Source organism: Gimesia benthica (genome assembly GCF_009720525.1).
In the GTDB taxonomy this organism is placed as follows: Bacteria; Planctomycetota; Planctomycetia; order Planctomycetales; family Planctomycetaceae; genus Gimesia; species Gimesia benthica.
The window spans coordinates 1,527,658-1,547,840 of sequence record NZ_CP043930.1; the positions used below are offsets into that span (position 1 = coordinate 1,527,658).

The 20,183-nt window shown below is 56.0% G+C and carries 11 protein-coding genes and 1 pseudogene; 6 read left to right on the plus strand and 6 right to left on the minus strand.

Annotation, left to right across the window (positions count from 1 at the left end):
- The first annotated feature begins 2 nt into the window (after nucleotides 1-2).
- The 6 genes from F1728_RS05790 to F1728_RS31540 all read left to right on the plus strand — a co-directional run bounded on the left by F1728_RS05790 (nucleotide 3) and on the right by F1728_RS31540 (nucleotide 11,119).
- Nucleotides 3-1,796: a DUF1549 domain-containing protein gene (locus F1728_RS05790; protein ID WP_155363309.1), complete on the plus strand. Its 1,794-nt coding sequence runs from the start codon at nucleotides 3-5 to the stop codon at nucleotides 1,794-1,796.
- 134 nt (nucleotides 1,797-1,930) lie between these two features.
- The gene (locus F1728_RS31535) at nucleotides 1,931-3,364 is read left to right on the plus strand and encodes a DUF1553 domain-containing protein (protein ID WP_228030798.1); all 1,434 of its coding nucleotides are present in this window, start codon (nucleotides 1,931-1,933) and stop codon (nucleotides 3,362-3,364) included.
- A 44-nt stretch (nucleotides 3,365-3,408) separates the two neighbouring features.
- Nucleotides 3,409-4,893, plus strand: coding sequence for a DUF1501 domain-containing protein (locus tag F1728_RS05800; RefSeq protein ID WP_155363311.1), 1,485 nt, complete (start codon nucleotides 3,409-3,411; stop codon nucleotides 4,891-4,893).
- Between the two features lie 58 nt (nucleotides 4,894-4,951).
- Nucleotides 4,952-7,045, plus strand: coding sequence for a PPC domain-containing protein (locus F1728_RS05805; protein ID WP_155363312.1), 2,094 nt, complete (start codon nucleotides 4,952-4,954; stop codon nucleotides 7,043-7,045).
- 137 nt (nucleotides 7,046-7,182) lie between these two features.
- Nucleotides 7,183-9,693, plus strand: coding sequence for a DUF1549 and DUF1553 domain-containing protein (locus F1728_RS05810; RefSeq protein WP_155363313.1), 2,511 nt, complete (start codon nucleotides 7,183-7,185; stop codon nucleotides 9,691-9,693).
- A gap of 223 nt (nucleotides 9,694-9,916) precedes the next feature.
- Nucleotides 9,917-11,119 (plus strand): DUF1501 domain-containing protein, encoded by a 1,203-nt coding sequence (locus tag F1728_RS31540; RefSeq protein WP_261344537.1) that lies wholly within the window; start codon nucleotides 9,917-9,919, stop codon nucleotides 11,117-11,119.
- A 64-nt stretch (nucleotides 11,120-11,183) separates the two neighbouring features.
- Here the strand turns inward: F1728_RS31540 and F1728_RS05825 are convergent, their stop codons facing one another.
- The 6 genes and pseudogenes from F1728_RS05825 to F1728_RS05845 all read right to left on the minus strand — a co-directional run bounded on the left by F1728_RS05825 (nucleotide 11,184) and on the right by F1728_RS05845 (nucleotide 19,827).
- The gene (locus F1728_RS05825; protein WP_194242699.1) at nucleotides 11,184-12,368 is read right to left on the minus strand and encodes a sialidase family protein; all 1,185 of its coding nucleotides are present in this window, start codon (nucleotides 12,366-12,368) and stop codon (nucleotides 11,184-11,186) included.
- A 141-nt stretch (nucleotides 12,369-12,509) separates the two neighbouring features.
- Nucleotides 12,510-12,704: a hypothetical protein gene (locus F1728_RS31545; RefSeq protein WP_228030523.1), complete on the minus strand. Its 195-nt coding sequence runs from the start codon at nucleotides 12,702-12,704 to the stop codon at nucleotides 12,510-12,512.
- The gene (locus F1728_RS05830) at nucleotides 12,701-14,317 is read right to left on the minus strand and encodes a cation:proton antiporter (RefSeq protein ID WP_228030524.1); all 1,617 of its coding nucleotides are present in this window, start codon (nucleotides 14,315-14,317) and stop codon (nucleotides 12,701-12,703) included. Before F1728_RS05830 ends, F1728_RS31545 begins: the two co-directional genes overlap by 4 nt.
- Before the next feature lie 125 nt (nucleotides 14,318-14,442).
- Nucleotides 14,443-15,264 (minus strand): hypothetical protein, encoded by an 822-nt coding sequence (locus tag F1728_RS05835; protein ID WP_155363317.1) that lies wholly within the window; start codon nucleotides 15,262-15,264, stop codon nucleotides 14,443-14,445.
- Nucleotides 15,265-15,384: 120 nt separating this feature from the next.
- A pseudogene (locus F1728_RS05840) lies at nucleotides 15,385-18,707 on the minus strand (efflux RND transporter permease subunit).
- Nucleotides 18,697-19,827: an efflux RND transporter periplasmic adaptor subunit gene (locus F1728_RS05845; protein WP_228030526.1), complete on the minus strand. Its 1,131-nt coding sequence runs from the start codon at nucleotides 19,825-19,827 to the stop codon at nucleotides 18,697-18,699. Before F1728_RS05845 ends, F1728_RS05840 begins: the two are co-directional and overlap by 11 nt.
- Nucleotides 19,828-20,183: the final 356 nt, after the last annotated feature.

Sequence of the window (20,183 nt, forward strand, 5' to 3'; positions counted from 1 at the left end):
ACATGACTGCCAACCGACTCACGGATTGCATTGTACTGCTGGCGCTGAGCCTCTGCGGAACCGCCCCCCTCTCTGCAGCGGAATCGGTCGATTATCTCAAGCAGATCAAGCCACTGCTCCGCACGAAATGTCAGTCTTGCCACGGTGCCTTAAAACAGAATTCCAGCTTTCGCGTCGACACCGCTGAGTTCCTCCGTCAAGGGGGCGACTCTGGTCCCGGCTTCGAACCAGGCAAGGCAGATGACAGCCTGCTGTTGGGCGTCCTGACCGGTGACGCCGGCTTCAAGATGCCCCCCGAGGGCGCGGGCAAACCGCTCACCCCGGATGAACTGGCCCTGTTCCGTCAGTGGATCAACGCCGGTGCCCCCACACCCGAAAATGAAGTCCCCGAACAGGATCCGCGGCAGTTCTGGTCTTATCAGACGCCGGTCAAACCAGCGGTCCCCAAGGTCAAAAACAATGCCTGGGTGCGTAACGAAATTGACGCCTTCCTCGCCGCGGAGCACGAACAACACAATCTGGTCCCCCGCCCTCCCGCGGCACCAGCGGTCCTGCTCCGACGTCTGTACCTCGACCTCACTGGTCTCCCCCCCACCACGGCAGAACTGGAAGCCTACCTCGCCGATCCTTCTGAAGAAGCCTATGGCAAAACAGTCGACAAGCTGCTCGCCAGCCCCCGCTACGGGGAACGCTGGGGACGGCACTGGATGGACGTCTGGCGCTACAGCGACTGGTACGGGTCCCGCGGAATCAACGAGATCCGCTACAGCCAGCGGCACATCTGGCGCTGGCGGGACTGGATCGTCGAATCGGTCAATGCCGACAAGCCCTACGACCGGATGATCGTCGAGATGCTGGCCGGCGATGAACTCGAACCGGACAATCCCGATGTCGTCCGGGCCACCGGCTTCCTGGGACGCAACTGGTACAAGTTCGATCGCAATGTCTGGATGTTTGATACCGTCGAGCACACGTCCGTCGCCTTCCTGGGACTGACGATGAAATGCGCCCGCTGTCACGATCACAAATACGATCCCCTGGATCAGGTCGAATACTATCGCTTCCGTGCGTTCTTCGAGCCGCACAACGTCCGCACCGATGCCCTCTCAGGCACGGTCGACAAAGAAAAAGATGCCACGCTGGGCATGGTCCTCAAAGACGGTCTTGCACGCGTGTTCGACAAGGAACTGGAACAGCCCACCTATCTCTTCCAGCGCGGCGATGATCGTCAGCCTGACAAAGAGCATCCCCTCACCCCCGCGGTCCCGGTGAACCTCACCAAAGAACCGGTAACCATCAAGCCCGTCAAACTCCCCCTGGCCAGTTATTACCCGGCACTGCGTCCTGAAATCCTGCAAGAAAAGGTGCAGCAGGCCGAGCAGGAAATCAAATCCGCAGAAGCAGCGTTGCACAAGTCCGACACCACCATCCAGCAGGTCGAGCAACAGCTGGCTGACCTGCAACAAGGGTCTGCGACAGAGACCGACGCGCGTCCCGCGATCATCAACGAACGCTTCCAGCAGCCGAACCCCGAACTCTGGCAGACCGTTTCGGGAAAATGGGAGTACATCGACGGCTGTCTGCGACAGACCAATACCGGCGCCTTTCGGACCATGGTTTCCCAGATCGATCTGCCGCTGAATTTCCAGGGCGGCTGCGTTACAAAACCCTGGAACCGGGCCAGATTCATTCGGTCGGTCTCTTCTTTGATGCCGTCGACCTCCGTGATGCCCAGGCCATTTACACCGCGATCAGTAACAACAAACCGACCGTGCAGGCCTTCCACCGCACAGTAGGCCGCGAGTCGTATCCCCGGGCCGGCATCTTCCCCTGTGAAATTGAACTCAATAAAGAGGTCGTCCTCGATTTCGTCGTGGAAGGCCAGCAGCTCAACGTCTGGCTCGATGGCAAACTGAAACTGGCTTACACGATGCCCGTCCCCCGCCAGGCGGGTAAGTTCGCCCTCTGGAATCACTCGGCCCACTCAGAATTTTACGAGCTGCGTATCGAACCGCTGGCCCCCGGTTTTCAACTCGCCCAGTCTGTGAAAGAAGACCGGCGTTCCCCCTTTGCGGCCCCTTCGAAAGCCAATCTGCAGCAGGATCTCTCCCTCGCTCAGGCGGCGCGCGAGATCGCAGAATTGAACGTGCAACTGCAACAGGCCGAGCTGAAATCGCTCCGAGCACGGATCGCCGCCGAACAGGCCAAGGTCAAAGAGGCCGCTGATTATGAACCGCTCGCCAAAACGGCCAGCCGCCTTGAACGGGAAGCCGCAGCCGTTCAGGCCTCTCTCACTGTCAAACAGGCGCAGCGGGATCTGGCAACTCTGCCCGCATCCACAGGAGACCAGCCCGACAAAAAACGGACCGCGGCCGAACAGAAAGTCGCCACCGCAGAGAAGAAACTGCAAGCTGCTCAGGCAGATGTGAAAAAAGAAGACACGAAATACACGCCCCTGGGAGAAACGTTCCCCCGCACCAGTACCGGCCGCCGCCTGGCCCTGGCCCGCTGGATTGCCGATGAGCAGAACCCACGTACCGCACGGGTGGCTGTGAATCACATCTGGCTGCGTCATTTTAACCAGGCCCTGGTTCCCACCGTCGCCAACTTCGGCCTCAACGGACGTCTGCCCACGCATCCCGAACTGCTCGACTGGCTGGCGGTCACATTTATGGAACAGGGCTGGCAGATGAAACCCCTGCATCGCCAGATCGTACTCTCCAGTGCCTACCGAATGAGTTCGGCTCCCGGTGAATCTGAATCAAACCGGGCCACTGACCCCAATAACCGTTATCTCTGGCGGATGAACTCCCGCCGCATGGAAGCGGAAATGGTGCGCGACTGCCTGCTCGCCACTGCGGGGACACTCGATGAAACCCGGGGCGGTCCGGAACTCGATGAAAAGCAGGGAGAGACCATTCACCGCCGCAGTCTCTACTTCCGCAACACTCCCAACGAAAAAATGGAATTCCTGGAGCTGTTCGATCTGGCCAATCCGAACGCCTGCTACGAACGGCTCGTAAGCGTCGTGCCGCAACAGGCGCTCGCTTTGACCAACAGCTCCCTGTCACTCGATCAGGCCCGCCTGCTGGCAGAACAACTCGAGAAATCAACGAACACCGATGCCGCGTTTATCCAGGCAGCCTTCAAACAGATTCTCTCCCGTCCCGCGACGGCCGCGGAGATCACTGCCTGCACGAAGTTTTTAGAACGACATACCGGTCTGCTCCAGCAGCAGGGGCAGCAGCAGTTTCCCGGCGGAGGGACTTCGAAACGTCCACCCGCCGCCGATCCCAGGCAGCGGGCCCGCGAGAACCTGGTGCATGTCCTCTACAGCCATAACGATTTTGTCACCGTCCGTTAATCCCGAAACCCACAGCGAAACGAATCACATTCAGGAACTCAGCCATGTCTGACCAAACACCCTCCAACTGGTTCAACTCCTGCGGCCGCGTCTCGCGACGTTCGTTTCTGAACAACGCCAGCCTGGGGCTGACGGGCATCGCCCTGGCGGACCTGCTGCAACGTGAAAGTTCGTCTGGTAACGCACTGCAGGCAGCGGAATCGGCCATCATCAACGGACAGCCGCACTTCGCCCCCAAAGCCAAATCGGTGATCTGGTATTTCATGCTGGGCGGCACAAGCCACATGGAGAGCTTCGACCCCAAGCCCGCCCTCAATAAGCATGCGGGCAAGACGATCGGCGATACCGAATATAACGACCTGGTCACCAACTCCCCCTACTATCGCAAAAACGTGCGTGACTTCGGCGGCAAGCCCCGCAAGCTGATGGCCCAGCTCTATCCACTGCAGGTCGGCTATCGCAAACGGGGCGAGAGCGGCATCGAAATCAGCGACTGGTGGGAGCATGTCGGAAGCTGTGCCGACGACCTGGCCGTCGTCCGCTCGATGTGGACCACCGACAACGACCACGCGGCTCAGCTCCAGTTTCACACGGGCCGCCACATCTTTGACGGCTTCTTCCCTTCCATCGGCTCGTGGGTGCACTATGGCCTGGGATCGCTGAATGACAATCTGCCCCAGTTCGTGGTGATGGGTACGCCCCCCGGCGACTGTTGCGGCGGAACCGGCGCCCATGATGGCAGCTACCTGGGTCCGGAACATTCCGGGGTAAAGATGTCCGTCAACCCGAGCAATCCACTCCCCTTCGGCACCCCGGGCAGCAAAGTCTCCCGCGAAGAACGCCGCGGTCAGCTGGAACTCTTAAGTGAACTGAATACGCTCGCCGGCGCCGCTTATCCCGACGATGCCGAAATGCGGGCCCGCATCAAATCCTACGAACTCGCGTTCCGCATGCAGATGGCCGTCCCCGAAGTCGTCAACATCAGCGAGGAAACCGCTGCCACACAGAATCTGTATGGTCTGGATAATAAAGAAACCCAACGCGTCGGCCAGCAGTCCCTGATTGCCCGCCGACTGGTAGAACGGGGCGTCCGCTTTGTGCAGATCTACGATGGCGGCTGGGACGCACATTCCAAGCTCAAGCAGAACCACAGCCAGCGGATCGGCCAGGTCGACAAACCGATTGCCGGCCTGCTCAAAGACCTCAAGCAGCGGGGTCTGCTCGATGAAACCCTGGTCGTCTGGGCCACCGAGTTCGGTCGCACCCCCGGCTCCGAACGGTCAGACGGACGCGACCATCATCCCTACGGCTTCTCCATCTGGATGGCCGGCGGTGGCATTAAGAAAGGTGTCACACACGGCGCTACCGACGAAATCGGCTTCCACGCGGTCGAACACCGACACTACGTCACCGACCTGCACGCCACCATCCTGCATCAGCTGGGACTCAATCACCACAGCCTCGAAGTTCCGGGCCACAAACGCCTCGAAATCGACTTTGGCGAACCGATCAAAGAGATTATCGCTTAAGTGCTACCTGAAGACCTGATGTTCCTGCCAGATTATTATAGACAGCTCCGCGTTTACCATGTTAGAAACCAACCTGCGACAATTGGTCAGCAGAATCCTGCTCAGCGGAACCGCCCTGCTCTGGCTGGCGTGCGTCCCGCTGACTGCCAGCGCCGCGTCCCCCGACCTGGTGAGCATCTTTCCCCTCAGTTGTCCCGCCGGTGCCACCACGGATGTCAAACTGAAAGGCAAGCAGCTCACAGACATTCGCCTCGCACAACTAACCGCACCCGGCGTCTCGATCAAAGTCATCAATGACCAGAGCCTGCAGATCACCGTTCCCGCAGAAACACCGCCCGGCGATTACGACCTGCGCGTATTGACCGGCCAGGGACTGAGCCAGCCTCACGTCGTGCAGATCACCGCCTGGCCCACAATCACCGCAGACGAACAGGCCGACACCTCGGATTCCGCTAAGACGTTAAAATTACCCGGGGGAGTCGACGCTCGTTTCGATCACACCGGAGACATCGACTGGTATACCTTCACCGGCACAGCAGGTCAGACCGTTACGATTCGCTGTCGCTCCCGATCGCTGGGAGGTTCAGCCGAACCGCTGTTCACACTCAGTGCTCCCACTGGAGAAGAGATCGCGTTCTCTTCTGCAGCAGAACTGGAACCAGCCCTGCATCTGAAACTGCCCGACACAGGCACATACCGCATCAAGGTCTTCGAACGCGCTTACCGCAGCGATGCGAACAGTGTCTACCATCTTTCAGTCAACACCGGACCACGCCTGCTGGCCGCATTTCCCGCACTGATCCCCGCCGACAAACCGAGCCAGCTCCACATTCAGGGACTCGATCTGCCCGGCATGGCAGAGGACTCCACACAACTCCTGCAACAGAAAAACATCACCGTTGATCCTGCTACAGACACGGATGTAACACAATCAGTTTCATTCGCCGCCACAAGTCCCCTCGCGCAAGGCCTCTGGTTACAACTTCCCCACACAGCAGGATCCGTGCGGCTAATGACGACTGACACGCCGATCGTCGTCGATCAGGATCCGGAGAATTACTCGCAGACAACGGCGCAAGAGATCAAGGTTCCCTGCGACATAGCGGGCCAGTTTCCCCAACCGCGCGATCTGGACTGGTACCGGTTTACCGCCGAAAAGGGACAACAGCTGAGCCTCGCCGCATTTGGAGAACGGCTGGGACAACGCATGGATCTCGAACTCTCCCTCTTCGACGACAAAGGGAAGCTGCTCCTGAATCTCTCAGATCAGAAACAGGCGAAAGGTGACGCCACTCCTGTCTCGGCAGCCTCACTGGATCCGGAAGGAACCTGGAAGGCCCCCCAGTCGGGCATGTTCTATCTACTGGTACGTGATCTGTATGGCGTGAGCCTGGGCGGCTTTGAGCGACAGTACCGGGTGCGTATCACAAACAGAGTGCCGGACTTTCGCGTCTTCGCTTACCCGGGTGAGCAGGAACGAAAACACGGAATCACGTTACATCCGGCGGGACACACCCACGTCGCGCTCTACGTCGACCGACAGCATGGGTTTGACAAACCCGTCCGCATTCACGCCGTCGATCTCCCCAAGGGGCTGACTGCTGACGATATCATGATCCCTAAACACCAGTCAGCAGCAGTGCTTTCGATTCAGACGGACCGCAGTCTGAAACCAGATATTCTCAACCTGAAACTGCAGGCAACGTCTGAGAATCAGCAGCTGATCCGTGAAGTTCAGCCTCTGACTGTCACTGATGCCGGCACATTTACGCACGTCAATACGCTCGCAGCAGGTATTGCTGATCCAGCCCCCGTTGTATTAACTATCTCACCACCACAACAACCACTGACCGTGGGTGGTAAACTGGAACTGGATGTAAAGCTGGAAACTGGTGATTCATCGATTTCATCGCCCATCGAATTGAAGTGGCATACGGCAATGGTCGATGCCAAACAGAAGAGCGTCCCCTTATTCAAGCCCACAAAATCGATTCCCCCCACTCAAACCAAGAGTAAACCGACAGCCATCCTGTCAGATAAACTGCAGCCGGGAGACTATCTCCTCTGGCTGTCCGCCACCACCAAAATTGATTCCTCACCTGCTGCTGATCAGAAACAGAAAAAGCAAAACCGGTTCCCGTTTCGATTGTGACCAACGTCATCACTCTCAAGGTGGAACCAGAACAGAACCCGAAAAAAACAAAGCAGAAATAGTCATCCGACTCGAATACACAGTCCTGCCAATCGGCATTTTCCTGTGATCCTCGATGAATTAGAATCTGAGATGCGATGAACATATTCAAAGCAAACATAACCGAAACCAGAATCGTCAGTAGCCTGGGTGTGATCCTGCTCACGATCTGTTGCTGCAGGCCGATACTGCTGTCTGCAGAAACGGAATTCAAACCGGTCAAAATCACTCCCGCAGCCACCGTCCGGATGAAAGCCTGGCCGGAACGCATCCACCTGCGGGGGCGCGACAGTCGCCAGCAGCTGCTGGTCACAGGCATCACAGCAGCAGAGACCACACACGACCTGACCCGCGCGGTCCGCTTCCATTTCAAAGATCCTCAGCTGGCGTCCATCGATGCCGCCGGGGTGCTCACTCCCCGGGCTGCCGGAAAAACAGAACTCCAGATTAAATGGGGTTCTCACACGAAATCCATCCCCATCGAGATCGAACAGGGGGAAACCTATCTGCCCCTCGATTTCACCAACGACATCGCGCCTATCCTGACCCGCCAGGGTTGTAACGGCGGCGGCTGTCATGGTAAATCAGGTGGACGCGGTGGATTCCAGCTCTCGCTGTTCGGCTTCCAGCCTGAACAGGATTACGAATGGGTCACCCGCGATATCCGCGGTCGGCGGATCTTTCCCGCTTCCCCTGAAGATTCGCTGCTGCTCCGCAAAGCCACGATGAAAATTCCGCACGGGGGCGGTAAGCGACTCGAGGAAAGCAGCCCGGAGTATGCCCGACTGGTCCGTTGGATTGAAGCTAATACGCCGCACGGTCCGGCAGATGCCCCCGAGTTGGTCAAGCTGACCGTGGAACCCGAATTCGAATCGCTGGGACACAATGAACAGCAACAACTGACCGGCACTGCGCATTATTCGGATGGCTCCACCCGCGATGTCACGCCGCTGGTGGAGTTCCGCTCCAATGATACGTCCGTCGGCACCGTCGATGAACGGGGCCTGGTCACCTCGCTGGAACGGACCGGCGAAACATCGGTACTGGCACTCTACCAGGGTGAAGTCTCCGTTGCGAAAATCCTGGTCCCCTCGACTGAGCAACCAGAGTCCTGGCCCGACTTTCCGATAGCGAACTTCATTGACGAACATATCCAGCGCAAGCTCAAAGTGCTGCAGGTGCCCCCTTCCCCTCTGGCCGATGACGCCACATTCATCCGCAGGGCTTCACTGCAGATTGCCGGACGGATCCCGACGACTGATGAAGTCGAGTCCTATGCGAACAGCACTGATCCCGACAAACACAACAAGCTGATTGCGCGACTGGTCCGATCCGGGGACTACGCCGATCACTTCGCCCAGAAATGGTCCGACCTTTTGCGGAACAAACGCCGGGGCCAGAAACCACGTCAACCCGGCACAATCGCCTTTCACCGCTGGCTGCGAAACAAGATTGCTGCCAACGTCCCCTACGATGAAATGGTGCGCGGCGTCTTGACGGCGACCGGGGATGTTTCGGTTAATCCTCCGGCCCAGTGGTATGCGGAAGTCCGTTACCTCGACCGGTACGTGGATGACATGGCCCAGGTCTTTCTCGGTCTGCGCATCGGCTGTGCCCGCTGCCATCATCATCCATTTGAGAAATATAGTCAGCAGGATTACTACGGGTTGGCCGCTTTCTTCAGCCGGGTCAATCGGACCGGAGGCACAGGCGTCGCCGAGCGACGAGCCAACGAAATGATCTCGGTTAAACAGACTGGACAGGTCAAACATCCTGTCACCGGAGAAGTCGTCCCGCCCCATGGACTGGGTGGGCCGGATCTGGAGATCCCGCCCTTCGAAGACCCCCGGCACTATCTGGTTGACTGGATGACCCAACCAGATAACCCCTACTTTGCCCGAGCCTTCGTGAACCGGATGTGGGCCCATTTCTTCGGTCGCGGCCTGGTGCATCCCCTGGATGACCTGCGGGTTACCAATCCCGCCGCCAATGAACCTCTGCTGGCAGCCCTGGCGGAGGAATTCACCCGCTCCGACTATGACATGCGGCATATCGTGGAGCTGATCTGCACGAGCAATATCTACCAGTTGAGCTCACAGGCAAACGAGATCAACCTGGAAGAAACGCAGAACTACGCCCGCTTTTACCCGCAGCGACTCTCGGCTGAGATCCTGCTGGACGCGATTGATGATGTTACCGATTCGCCCACACGATTCAGCGGCCTCCCCAAAACCACGCGAGCCCTGCAACTGCCCGATGAGGATTACTCCAATCAATTCCTGACACTCTTCGGTCGCCCCAAACGCGAGAGTGCCTGCGAATGCGAACGGGTTTCGGAACCGAGCCTCTCGCAATCCTTGTTTGTGATGAATAATGGTTTTGTACTCTCCAAAGTGACAGGGCCCTACGCCGTCGATCTGGCGAACGATAAACGCGAGGCAGAACGCAAAGTCCGGGAACTGTTCCTGAAAACCCTCTCCCGCGAACCGACGCCACAGGAAATGCAAAACGCACTGAAATATATCGCCAGCGAAAAAGATCAGAAAACTGCCTTCGGCAATCTGATCTGGACGCTGGTCAACACCAAAGAATTTCTGTTTGTCCATTGAATCAACAGCCAACACAACACACTTCAATTTGAACTGTGAATAGAACCATGAACAGCAAACCGATACAGCCTTGTCCCGGCCCTGTGGGTCGGCGGGAATTTCTGAAAATTGGCGGACTCGGCCTGGGCGCGCTCTCCGGCGGCTTTGATCCGAACCTGACGCGTCTGCTGGCGGGCGAACAGAGTCCAGCCGGACTCAACAAGGATTTTTCCGTCATCCTGCTCTGGGCCAACGGCGGCCCCAGCCATATCGATACCTTCGACATGAAACCGCTGGCCCCTCAGAATACCGGGGGGAATTCAGTCCGATCAAAACTAATGTCCCTGGCATGGAGATCTGTCAGCTGCTGCCGAACCTGGCCCAAATGGCAGATAAGTTTTCGATCGTTCGCAGTCTGCACCACAACCGGAATGAACACTCGGGTGGTACCTGTCGATTTCTCTCGGGCTATACACCTACCGCGGCCAATCCCGGTGATGCGGAGTATCCCGAAATGGGATCGGTCGTTGCCAGCCAACTCGAACATCAGGTCCGCGACATTCCCCTGTTTATCGCGAATACCAAATTCTACGGCGGAGGTCCGGCTTACCTGGGACCGGCTTACAGTCCGTTCATGTTCAGCGGTGATCCCAACAGTTCGAAATTCTCAGTTGACAATCTTTCCGTCAACGATTCCGCTGCAGCAGCTCTTAAAAAACGTAATCAGTTGCTGAGCCAGTTCGATACGTTCCGCCGTGAACTGGATAAGAGCGGTTCGATGTCCGCGCTGGACAAGTTCAACAATCGGGCCCTCGCCATGCTGACCAGTGACCGGACCAGCAAAGCCTTTGACCTCTCAGCTGAACCGGAGGCGCTTCGCGATGAATACGGGCGGACCACCTGGGGCCAGGGCTTACTGCTGGCCCGTCGGCTGGTGGAATCGGGCGTCAGGCTGGTCCAGTTGCAGGCCAGCTTCCGACTCTCCAAAAAAGCGGGCCGCACCAGCAACTGGGACGACCATTCGGTCAATGCCGACATCTTCCAGGCATATCGGGAACGTATGCCTGTGTTCGACCAGGCGGTACCGGCCCTGATCAATGACCTGCAGCGCCGAGGACTGGATCAGAATGTCCTGTTCATCTTCTGTGGTGAATTCGGCCGCACCCCGCTGGTCCGAAATCAGGACAAAAGCAAACGTCCCGGCCGCGACCACTGGTGCCGGGCTATGAGCATCTTCCTCGCTGGAGGGGGACTCAAAATGGGCCAGGCAATCGGGGCGACCAATGCCAAAGGGGAACATCCCGTCGATCGCGTCATGAACAGTAATGATCTACTGGCAACGATTTATCAGAAATTCGGCATCGATACGCACCAGGCCTACTACGACAATACCGGCCGCCCAATCCCGATCCTGACCGACGGCAAACCGATTCCTGAGTTGCTGTAGAATTTCGAAGGTCCCGCCATTGGGCTGAGAGAGTCTTCTGAGAACAACATTTGTCCGACTGACATCAGGCATAAAACTGATCGGTTTGAAAGATCTTAAGCGTAACCTCAGAATCACGTTTCCAGTCGGTCGAACGAGAATAGTAGGCAATCAGCGTTTCGTCCCCGACGAATGTCAGAGATGGATACGCAGCGTCATAATTAGTTCGGTTGTCGATATCCTTGAAGTGTCGCCAGGTTTTACCCTCGTCCTGTGAGACCGCTGCTGTCAGCGGTGTCCGCGGCCAGTTCCGGGGTGAGGCTACATGATTCCAGAGCAACAGCAAATCCCCCGTGCAGGGAATCCGTTTTATAATGGAAGGCGCTTCCGGGGAAGGCAGTTCAGTGGGCACCGGTTTACTCCAATGGACACCACCATCTTCGGAATAACTCTGATACAGACACTGATTTGTATTCCGCAGAAAACAGAGTAGTCTGCCATCCTTGAGTTCAACAATCGCCGGTTCGTGACAGCCCCGTCCCGGGGCAGTCATACTGTTTGCACTCCGCTTCCAAGTTAGAAAACCATCATCGGAGTAGAAGACAAATGAGTGCAGATCTCCCCCTTTATATGCGGTTCCACCAACGTAATTGTCCGCAGCCGGCCCATGGGCCGGAATCAAAACACGACCGGTGCTCAGCCGTAAAGCATGGTCGGCGTTACAGCAATACCAGCCCGGTTCCGAAATCTGCTGTTGTGGTCCCCAGGTCTGGCCATTGTCGGTAGAACGTCTCAAAAATACATTCCGCGCCCGGGGACTGTCCCAGCCCACATACGAGAACAGAATTTCCTGGTCAGACAGACGGATCAGATTGGGATGTTTAACGTTGTGCTCCCACTCATTGGTCTGCAGTACCCGTCGATTCCCCCAGCTACGTCCCCGATCATCGGAGGTCATCGAACTGATCTGACAGGCAACATGATCGCCGATTCCCGAAAAACCTTTCTTTTGCGCGGGCTGCTTAGACCGGCTGTAATATTCAGACCAGACCAGCAGTAACCGCCGCTCATCCAACGGGAAGATCAACTGATGATCGTGCCGCGGATGCTCGGGGGTCCAGGGGCAGACAATGGACTCATGAACCGGCTTCAACAACGGCCGTTTCTCAGCAGCCGCTTTTGACTGCGCGTGTAAAAGTGAACCGGTCCAACTTCCCGCCAATGTGCAGGTCAGAGAATGTTTTAGAAACTCGCGGCGATGAACGCTCATACAAACTCTCCACATTCTGTCACTTGGAAATCAGCTGTGAAACAAAGATTGTTGAGATTGTATTGTAAAGCAGTGTTGTGCCGTCGATCCAGACTGATCTCAGCACAGAGAGTCTGGGGCAAAAGTGGCCTTTTGAAGCAATCATTCGGCTTCGACAGGTACCTTCTCCGCCAGACTCATGATCTTCCAGCCCGCCTTAGGTTGAAAATCAGGCTCTGCTGTAAAGACCTGCACACGATGATTGGTATCGATGGCGAATAACGGGATGCGTTTGGCGTCGATCTGGTTCTGAAATTGTTCAAAGGTAAATTCTTCTGACAATACCGTCGTTTTCATTTCCGCCCCTGCTCCAGCATCCGGCTCAGATCCTGGTAGTTTGGTGATTCACCGAAGACGGTCCGCCCACCATACTTGAAAGCGGTCTTCGCTTCAGCCTTCCCAGCCGTCGGTTCCGAAATCCGGATTGTGAAAATATTCTCCTTGGCAAACTCCAGTCGATAATAATGCGCCGCCAGAGCATTCAATTCCATTTGGGGGGAGACCGCCAGCAGATGTCCAATACCGATCAGGTCAATATGCCGTTCCGCATGTTCCGACACGGGGTTTCCCCAGTATGCCTGCAGCCCTTTCAGACGAGCTTCTGTCACGGAAGACCAGTTCTGGTCGGTCAGAAAGGTTCGAATGCCGTTTTTCTTCAGTTCCAGGGCAATCACCTGTGCCAGACGGTTTGCACCGACAATCAGAAAGCCGTTCGGTTCAGGCTCAGCGACTTTCAGAAAGCGGGCCAGCGGGCCGGCTGTCGTGCTCTGTAACACCACCGTCCCCACAATCACCATGAATGTCAGGGGAACCATCGCCGCTGCAAACGGATAGCCAACCGCCTGCAGTTTAATGGCAAACAGGGCCGAGATTGCTGCTGCGACAATTCCGCGCGGAGCAATCCACGACAGGAGGTGTCGCTCGTTCATCGACAGCTTGGATCCAAGGGCACAAAGCTGCACGCTCACCGGGCGAATCACAAACTGAATCACCGCAAATACCGCCACCGCAGGCCAGCCTAAATCACGAAATGAGCTTAGATTCATACGGGCTGCCAGAATGATGAACAGCATGGAAATCAGCAGGATACTCAGGCTTTCTTTGAAATCCAGGATGTCATCCAGATCAAGACCTTTAGTATTCGCCAGCCAGATTCCCAGCACCGTGACCGAAAGCAGACCGGATTCCGCCTCGAACATATTGGAAACGGCAAACACGACACACACCAACGCCAGCGAGGCGAAGTTATGCAGATACTGAGGGATCCAGTATTTCTTCAACAGAAATGCAAACAGGTAACCACTTACTGCGCCAAACAGCACCCCGATCAGTACCATTTTACCGAACACGACCAGTCCGGCAGCAAAGCCCCCTTCAGCGCCCCCTGCCAGAATGAACTCGAACACCAGGACCGCCAGAATCGCTCCCAGGGGATCGATCAGAATCCCCTCCCACTGCAGGATATGGGCCACATTCTCTTTGGGTCGCACGGTTCTCAGTAGTGGCGTAATTACAGTCGGCCCGGTGACCACCATCAGGGCACCGAATAAAAATGAGACATTCCAGGAAAAATCGAGCAGCAGCCGCGTCGCCAGGGTTGTTCCCATCCAGGTGATGAAAGCACCGATGGTAATCATATTGCGGATGACCCGCTCCAGCCCCGGTATGTTCTGCAGTTTCAGAGTCAGGCTTCCTTCGAACAGAATCACCGCCACTGCCAGCGAAACGAAGGGAAACAGCAGATCTTCAAACAGTTCATCCGGATCCAGCCAGCCCATCACCGGGCCGGCGAAAATCCCTGTGGCCAGCAGGAAAATGATCGCGGGATATTTTACCCGCCAGGCAAGCCACTGGCAGACAATTCCGGCCAGCAGAATAAAGGACAGGGATAAAATAATGTGTTCACTCATGGGGACTCCAGACTTCATTTACGTAAGGGCCGCTTATTGTCCTGAGTCACTACCGATTGTGCAAGTCAGTCAACTTGTCTGAAGCAGACGGGTCCTTGGATGCAACCTGAAGTGATCGCGTTCCCTCATTCAGTCTGCTTGAGTCGCATCTTGACGACTTCGTGTTGCTTGCGGACGATGCCATACAGGACTCCATCATCAGTCGCATCCCAGGCAATCCCCTGCCCCGCGAGGGGAGCAGCCAGCGTCTCCACGTACTCCATCACTCCCGGTTGTTCGGGAACCCGCAAGACATAGAGTTCCCCATGATCGTGACCGGTCGTGAAGAGCAGTCCCCCCGGCCCCCAGGCACCACCGGAATTACTGTTAGGCAGAAAGCGTTGGACCACCTGTTCCGGAAAGGTCCACTCCGCTTCCGGCTGCCATTGATCGTTATAGCGTACCAGCCGGGTCTGCTTGACAGTCTCCGCTTTTCCGTAAAAGGCGAAAACCACCCACCACTTTGCCTCCCGGCGGTCAACCCAGTTGATCGCTCCGGTTGTCTTGGGAAACTTTAATGTCTGCAGCGGACGCAGACTCGCCGCGTCAAAGACTTCGATCGTATTTTTTAATGGAGCCGCCGGCCAGTTTGAATGAGCACAATACAGTTTGCCGTCGATCACAATCCCGCTGTTCAAATGCTTGATATGTGAATCCCGCGGCGGCGACCAGAGCTTCAGTTTCTGACCACTCTGTTTGTCGTACCGGCCGATCTCGCGACTGGAAATCGCATAAAACGCATGCTCATCCACGGCGACCGCCTGATGTGCTTCGCGGGCAGGAAATCGTTTCAACTCCACCAGCCCTTGCGCCCGCGGTTCACTCGCAAAGACATGCGCGTCGCCCTCATAGACGATAAGACAAAGCAGTAAACAAATAGAGCGAGACAGTAATCGAGGTGACAACATCAACCATTCTCCAGGACGAATCAATCAGACGGCTCAGTTTAAACACCCGAGCATACCCGTTGATGATAGTGGATCTCCGGGTACTTGTCTAAGTTGGCATAGTCCTGGTTTCACGTTCTTTCAGGAGGGATATGATTCCTGTTTACGGGGCCGATAAATCAGCCAGTAGGTCACCGGGATTACAATCAGCGTAAATAGAGTCGAAGTCACAATTCCGAAAATGATCGCCCAGGCCAGCCCGGAGAAAACGGGATCCAGTGTGATCACCCAGTTCGCCAATAGCGTGGTTCCCGCAGTCAGCAGGATCGGGCGAGTCCGCACGGCGACCGAACGGATCACGGCTTCCTCCAGTGAAAAACCTTCCCGCTCTGCCAGGTGAATAAAATCGATCAGCACAACCGAATTGCGAACCACAATCCCCGCCAGGGCAATCATGCCAATCATGGCTGTCGCGGTAAAGAAGACAGGATTCTGTTGTCCCCCCACCGGAACATTCAGAAGTACGTTCAACAACCAGAAGCCGGGCAGAATTCCAATCAGCGTTAATGGGATCGCAAGCATGATCAGAATTGGCAGAATTCGCGAGCTGGTCTGAAACATGAGGATCACGAAGATACTGAGTAACGCAGCACAAAAGGCAATTCCCAGATCACGAAAGACATCCAGTGTAATGTTCCATTCCCCTTCACCGGCCCAGTCAACCGAGTATCCCTCAGGGACTGACCAGTGCAGACCGGCACCTGGTGAGAGCCAGGTACGCGACTCCAGAGCTACTGTCTCCAACGGTCGCTCTGTCTCAGGACGATTCCGGTCCGCTTCCAAGTCGAGAATCGCATCTGCGGGAGGACGTCCGGCAACTTCCGCATAGACGTAAACGACACGCCTCAGATTTTTATGGTAGATCGTTTTGTCATCCTGTGTTTTGACAAACTTACCGAGTGATCCCAGTTGGACAATCTCTCCGCTGTTGCCCTGGATGTAAAGTTCTTCCAGATCATCGATGGCTGATCGCCGGGAACGGGGCAGCCTGAGTTCGATCCAGAGTGGATCGACTTCGTGAGGCAGATGCAGTACCGCTGACCGATCCCCAGCCAGAGCCATGCGGAGTGTCTCGGCGATGGTCTGTGTCGATATGCCGGACAATGCGGCTTTGGCCTTATCGGTCTCAAACACCCAACGTGTCTGATCCGCTTCCGCACTCAGATCCACATCAACGATCCCCGTTTCCTGTCCCAGCCGTTGTTCGACACTACGGGCGACGTCGATCATATCTGCGTAGGTCCCGTTCTCAGGCCCGTAGACTTCCGCGGTAATCGTCGAAAGCACCGGCGGTCCGGGAGGTACTTCCACCAGTTTGAGATTCACCCCCAGCGAGTCAGCGAGTTTCTTCAAGGGCTCCCGCAACCGTAACAGGATTTCATGAGACTGCTGCACACGATGTGATTTATCGATCAGGTTGACGCGAATATCAGCGACATTTGCGCCCCGCCTCAGGAAGTAATGCCTGACCATCCCGTTAAAGTCCATCGGGGAAGCCAGACCCGAAAAGATCTCATAGTCGCGTACTTCCGCGACTCCGCTAAGATACTGGCCAACCTGTCTGGCGACGGCATCGGTCCTTTCCAGAGTCGTACCTTCGGGCAGATCCAGCACGATCTGGAATTCGTTTTTATTATCATAAGGCAGCATTTTGACGGGCACGAGACGCTGGATGGGGAGAATCATTGCTCCCAGCAGCAGCAGGAAAATTCCCAGCAGCACGCCCCAGGCATAGAGACGTCGAGAGAGAATCGGTTGCAGGACGGCACGGGAGATACGATACAGGGGCATACGGGTCAAATCATAGTCCGACTCATCCTCTCCTTCCGACTCAACCAGTCTGCGGAGCGCGACCAGGGACAGCCACGGAGTGATCACGAACGCCACGACGGTCGAAAACGTGACTGTCAGCGGTACATTCAGCGCCATGGGAGCCATGTAGGGGCCCATCATCCCGGTAATAAAAGCCAGGGGCAAAAAGCTCACAATGATCGCCAGTGTCGACAGGATCAAAGCGGGCCGCACTTCCTGAACTGCACGAAGCACCGACTGCCGCGGGGGTAGCACTTTCATGGTAAAGTAACGGGCAATATTTTCCACGTCGGTAATCGGATCGTCGACCAGCAGCCCCAGCGCCAGAATCAATGCAAACATGGTAACCCGATTGATCGTATATCCGGTCATCAGGTTCACAAACAATGTCAGACTGTAACAGACGGGAATTGCCAGCGCGATCACCAGTGCCGCTCGCCAGCCAATAACAACTCCGATCAGCGCAATCACGGTAATCACAGCGACGACCAAAGCTTCGACCAGGTCGTTAACTTTCTCATTGGCCGTTTCACCATAATCGCGAGTAATGCGAAAATGAACTCCGTCCGGAAAATGTGATTTCGACAACATTTCCAGATTTTGCTCTACTGCTTCTGCCAACCAGACGGCATTCGTCCCCTTGCGTTTGGCAACCGAAAGATGCACCGCGGGATACAATTGATCGTGCTGATCCTGTAACTTGTCGGCAGCTCCGAAACCGATCCAGGTATAACTCTCCACCTCAGCCGGTCCATCGATTACATCCGCGACATTCTTCAGATAAACAGGCCGCTCCCCGGCGACATTTACCACGATGTTTTCGAGATCGGCTATGGATTTGATAAACGTTCCAGCTTCGACAATGAATTCCTCATCCTGCTGTTCAAAAGCGCCGCTCCGCACCAGGATGTTGCTGACCTGTAAAGCCTCTCTGATCTGTAGCGGTGAGGTCTGGTAGGCAGCCAGCTTCTGGGGATTCAGTTCGACACGAATTCGCCGCGGACGCCCCCCGACCACTTCCACGCGATTGGTATTCTTGATGGCCTGCATTTTGTGTTGCAATTGTTCGGCAATCCGTCGCAGTTCATGATCGCCGTAAACCTCAGGACGGTCACTCCAGAGGGTGGCAATCACGATCGGCACATCATCGACTTCCACCGGTTTGACCACCCACGATTTCACGCCTGGCGGAATCAGATCAGTGGAAGAATGGATCTTGTTATAGAGCTTCACCAGTGAATCTTCGCGATCTTCGCCCACATAAAAACGGACGGTCACAATGCACTGCCCCGGTTGAGACATGGAATAGACGTATTCCACTCCATCGATCTGGTACAGCAGCTTTTCCAGTCGGTCGGTCACCTGAGATTCCACTTCAGTCGCTGACAGCCCCGGCGCCGAAACCATGACATCCGCCATGGGAACCACAATCTGTGGCTCTTCCTCCCGCGGGGTCAACCACAGCGAGGCTCCCCCAGTAACAGGGAGACGATCACCAGCATAATCGCCACATCCCCCCGCAGAAAGACTTCCACAATCCGGGTCAGAAAAGAAGAGGACTCCCCAACAGACAATTCACTCTCATTGGTCATCGTGCTGCTTCTCCCCGGCCGGCGCTGACTTCGTCTTCAGAATCACCTTATCTCCCGCCTGCAGTCCGCTTAACACTTCCTGACGTCCGGGGATACCCACCTGTCCCGTTTTGATATACCGCCGCTCGAGAGTGCCATCGGGACGCACCACATCGACGAATTCCAGCTGACCGATACGGTCAATGGCATCCATATCCAGACAGAGATGTTTCCGCGTGCCTGCCGGAATCAAGAGTCGTCCGAACATCCCCTCATACAGATCTTCCGACCGTGGTAGACTCGCTTTGACGAGAAAAGAACGACTGGGGGCATCGGCCTGGGGCACGATCTCATCGATGGTGGCCTCGTACCTTTTGTTCAAAGCATCCACATATACTTTAAGCTCATCCCCCGGCTTCAGTTTGACCGCCAGGCGTTCCATCACGGGAGCTTCGAGCCTGAGAGAGGTGGCATCGTATAGTACGAGCAGTGGCGTCCCCGGATTAGCGATATCACCGGGTTCCGCCAGTCGATCAACGATCCGACCACTTTTGACGGCTTTGATCTTCGTATAGGACAGCAGAATTTCCGCTTCCGAAACCTGCTGCTTTGCCCGGAGTTCCTCAGCCTGAGCAACCTGCAGCTCCCGCATTGCCCGGTCATACTCGGACTTCGTCACCACATTTTTCTTTTTCAGCGTTTCTGCACGCTCAAACTCTTTCTCGGCATCGACCCGGTTAGCTGTGGCCGCTGCCAGCCCCTGTTTCGCCTGACTCAGACGGGCCTGATATTCCTTAGCATCCAGATCAATCAACGGCTGCCCCTGATTGACCTGATCCCCCGCTTTGACGTAGATCTTCTCGATGGTCGCCAGTACTTTCGCCGCCACGATCGTCCGACTCGAGGCCTTCAGAGTCCCCACGGCCTCTTCTACATAAGGCTTGGTCACCTCGTGCACTTCGGTCGTCGGCTCATCTGCATGCTGTTGAACGCCCCGCCGTTCCCAGTCGGAGGCAACTTTCTCCTCAAACATCCCGGACAACCAGGCAATTAACAGGATGAGTGCCACCAATCCGCCGCCGTACAACAGCACTCGAAATAGAATGGAAAAGAACCTGTGAGACGCTCCCGCTTTCATCATTCTTCCTCTTTGCCAATGACCATTCTGAACTCACTCGCCAGCCAAACACAGTTTATCGCATCACAGGAGAGAAGGCAGCGTTGACTGACCTCCTCCCACAAACCCGAGACAGATTGAGATTCTATTTCAACAGACACTTCAGCTTGCATTATATCATAACATCACGATTATTCGATATTTATTTTAATGATCCTTTTCTGTTTTTATGCAGTGCAGAATCTACACATGAGTGAGTGTGAAAGCAGAGTCGGTCATGTGTCGGACAGGAGTCGAGTCTTGATCTGCTGCCCTGAATGGGGTAAGTTGAGCCTGTCCAGATGTGACCGACAGCGGTCATGTCTTTCCCGAAGCGCTGA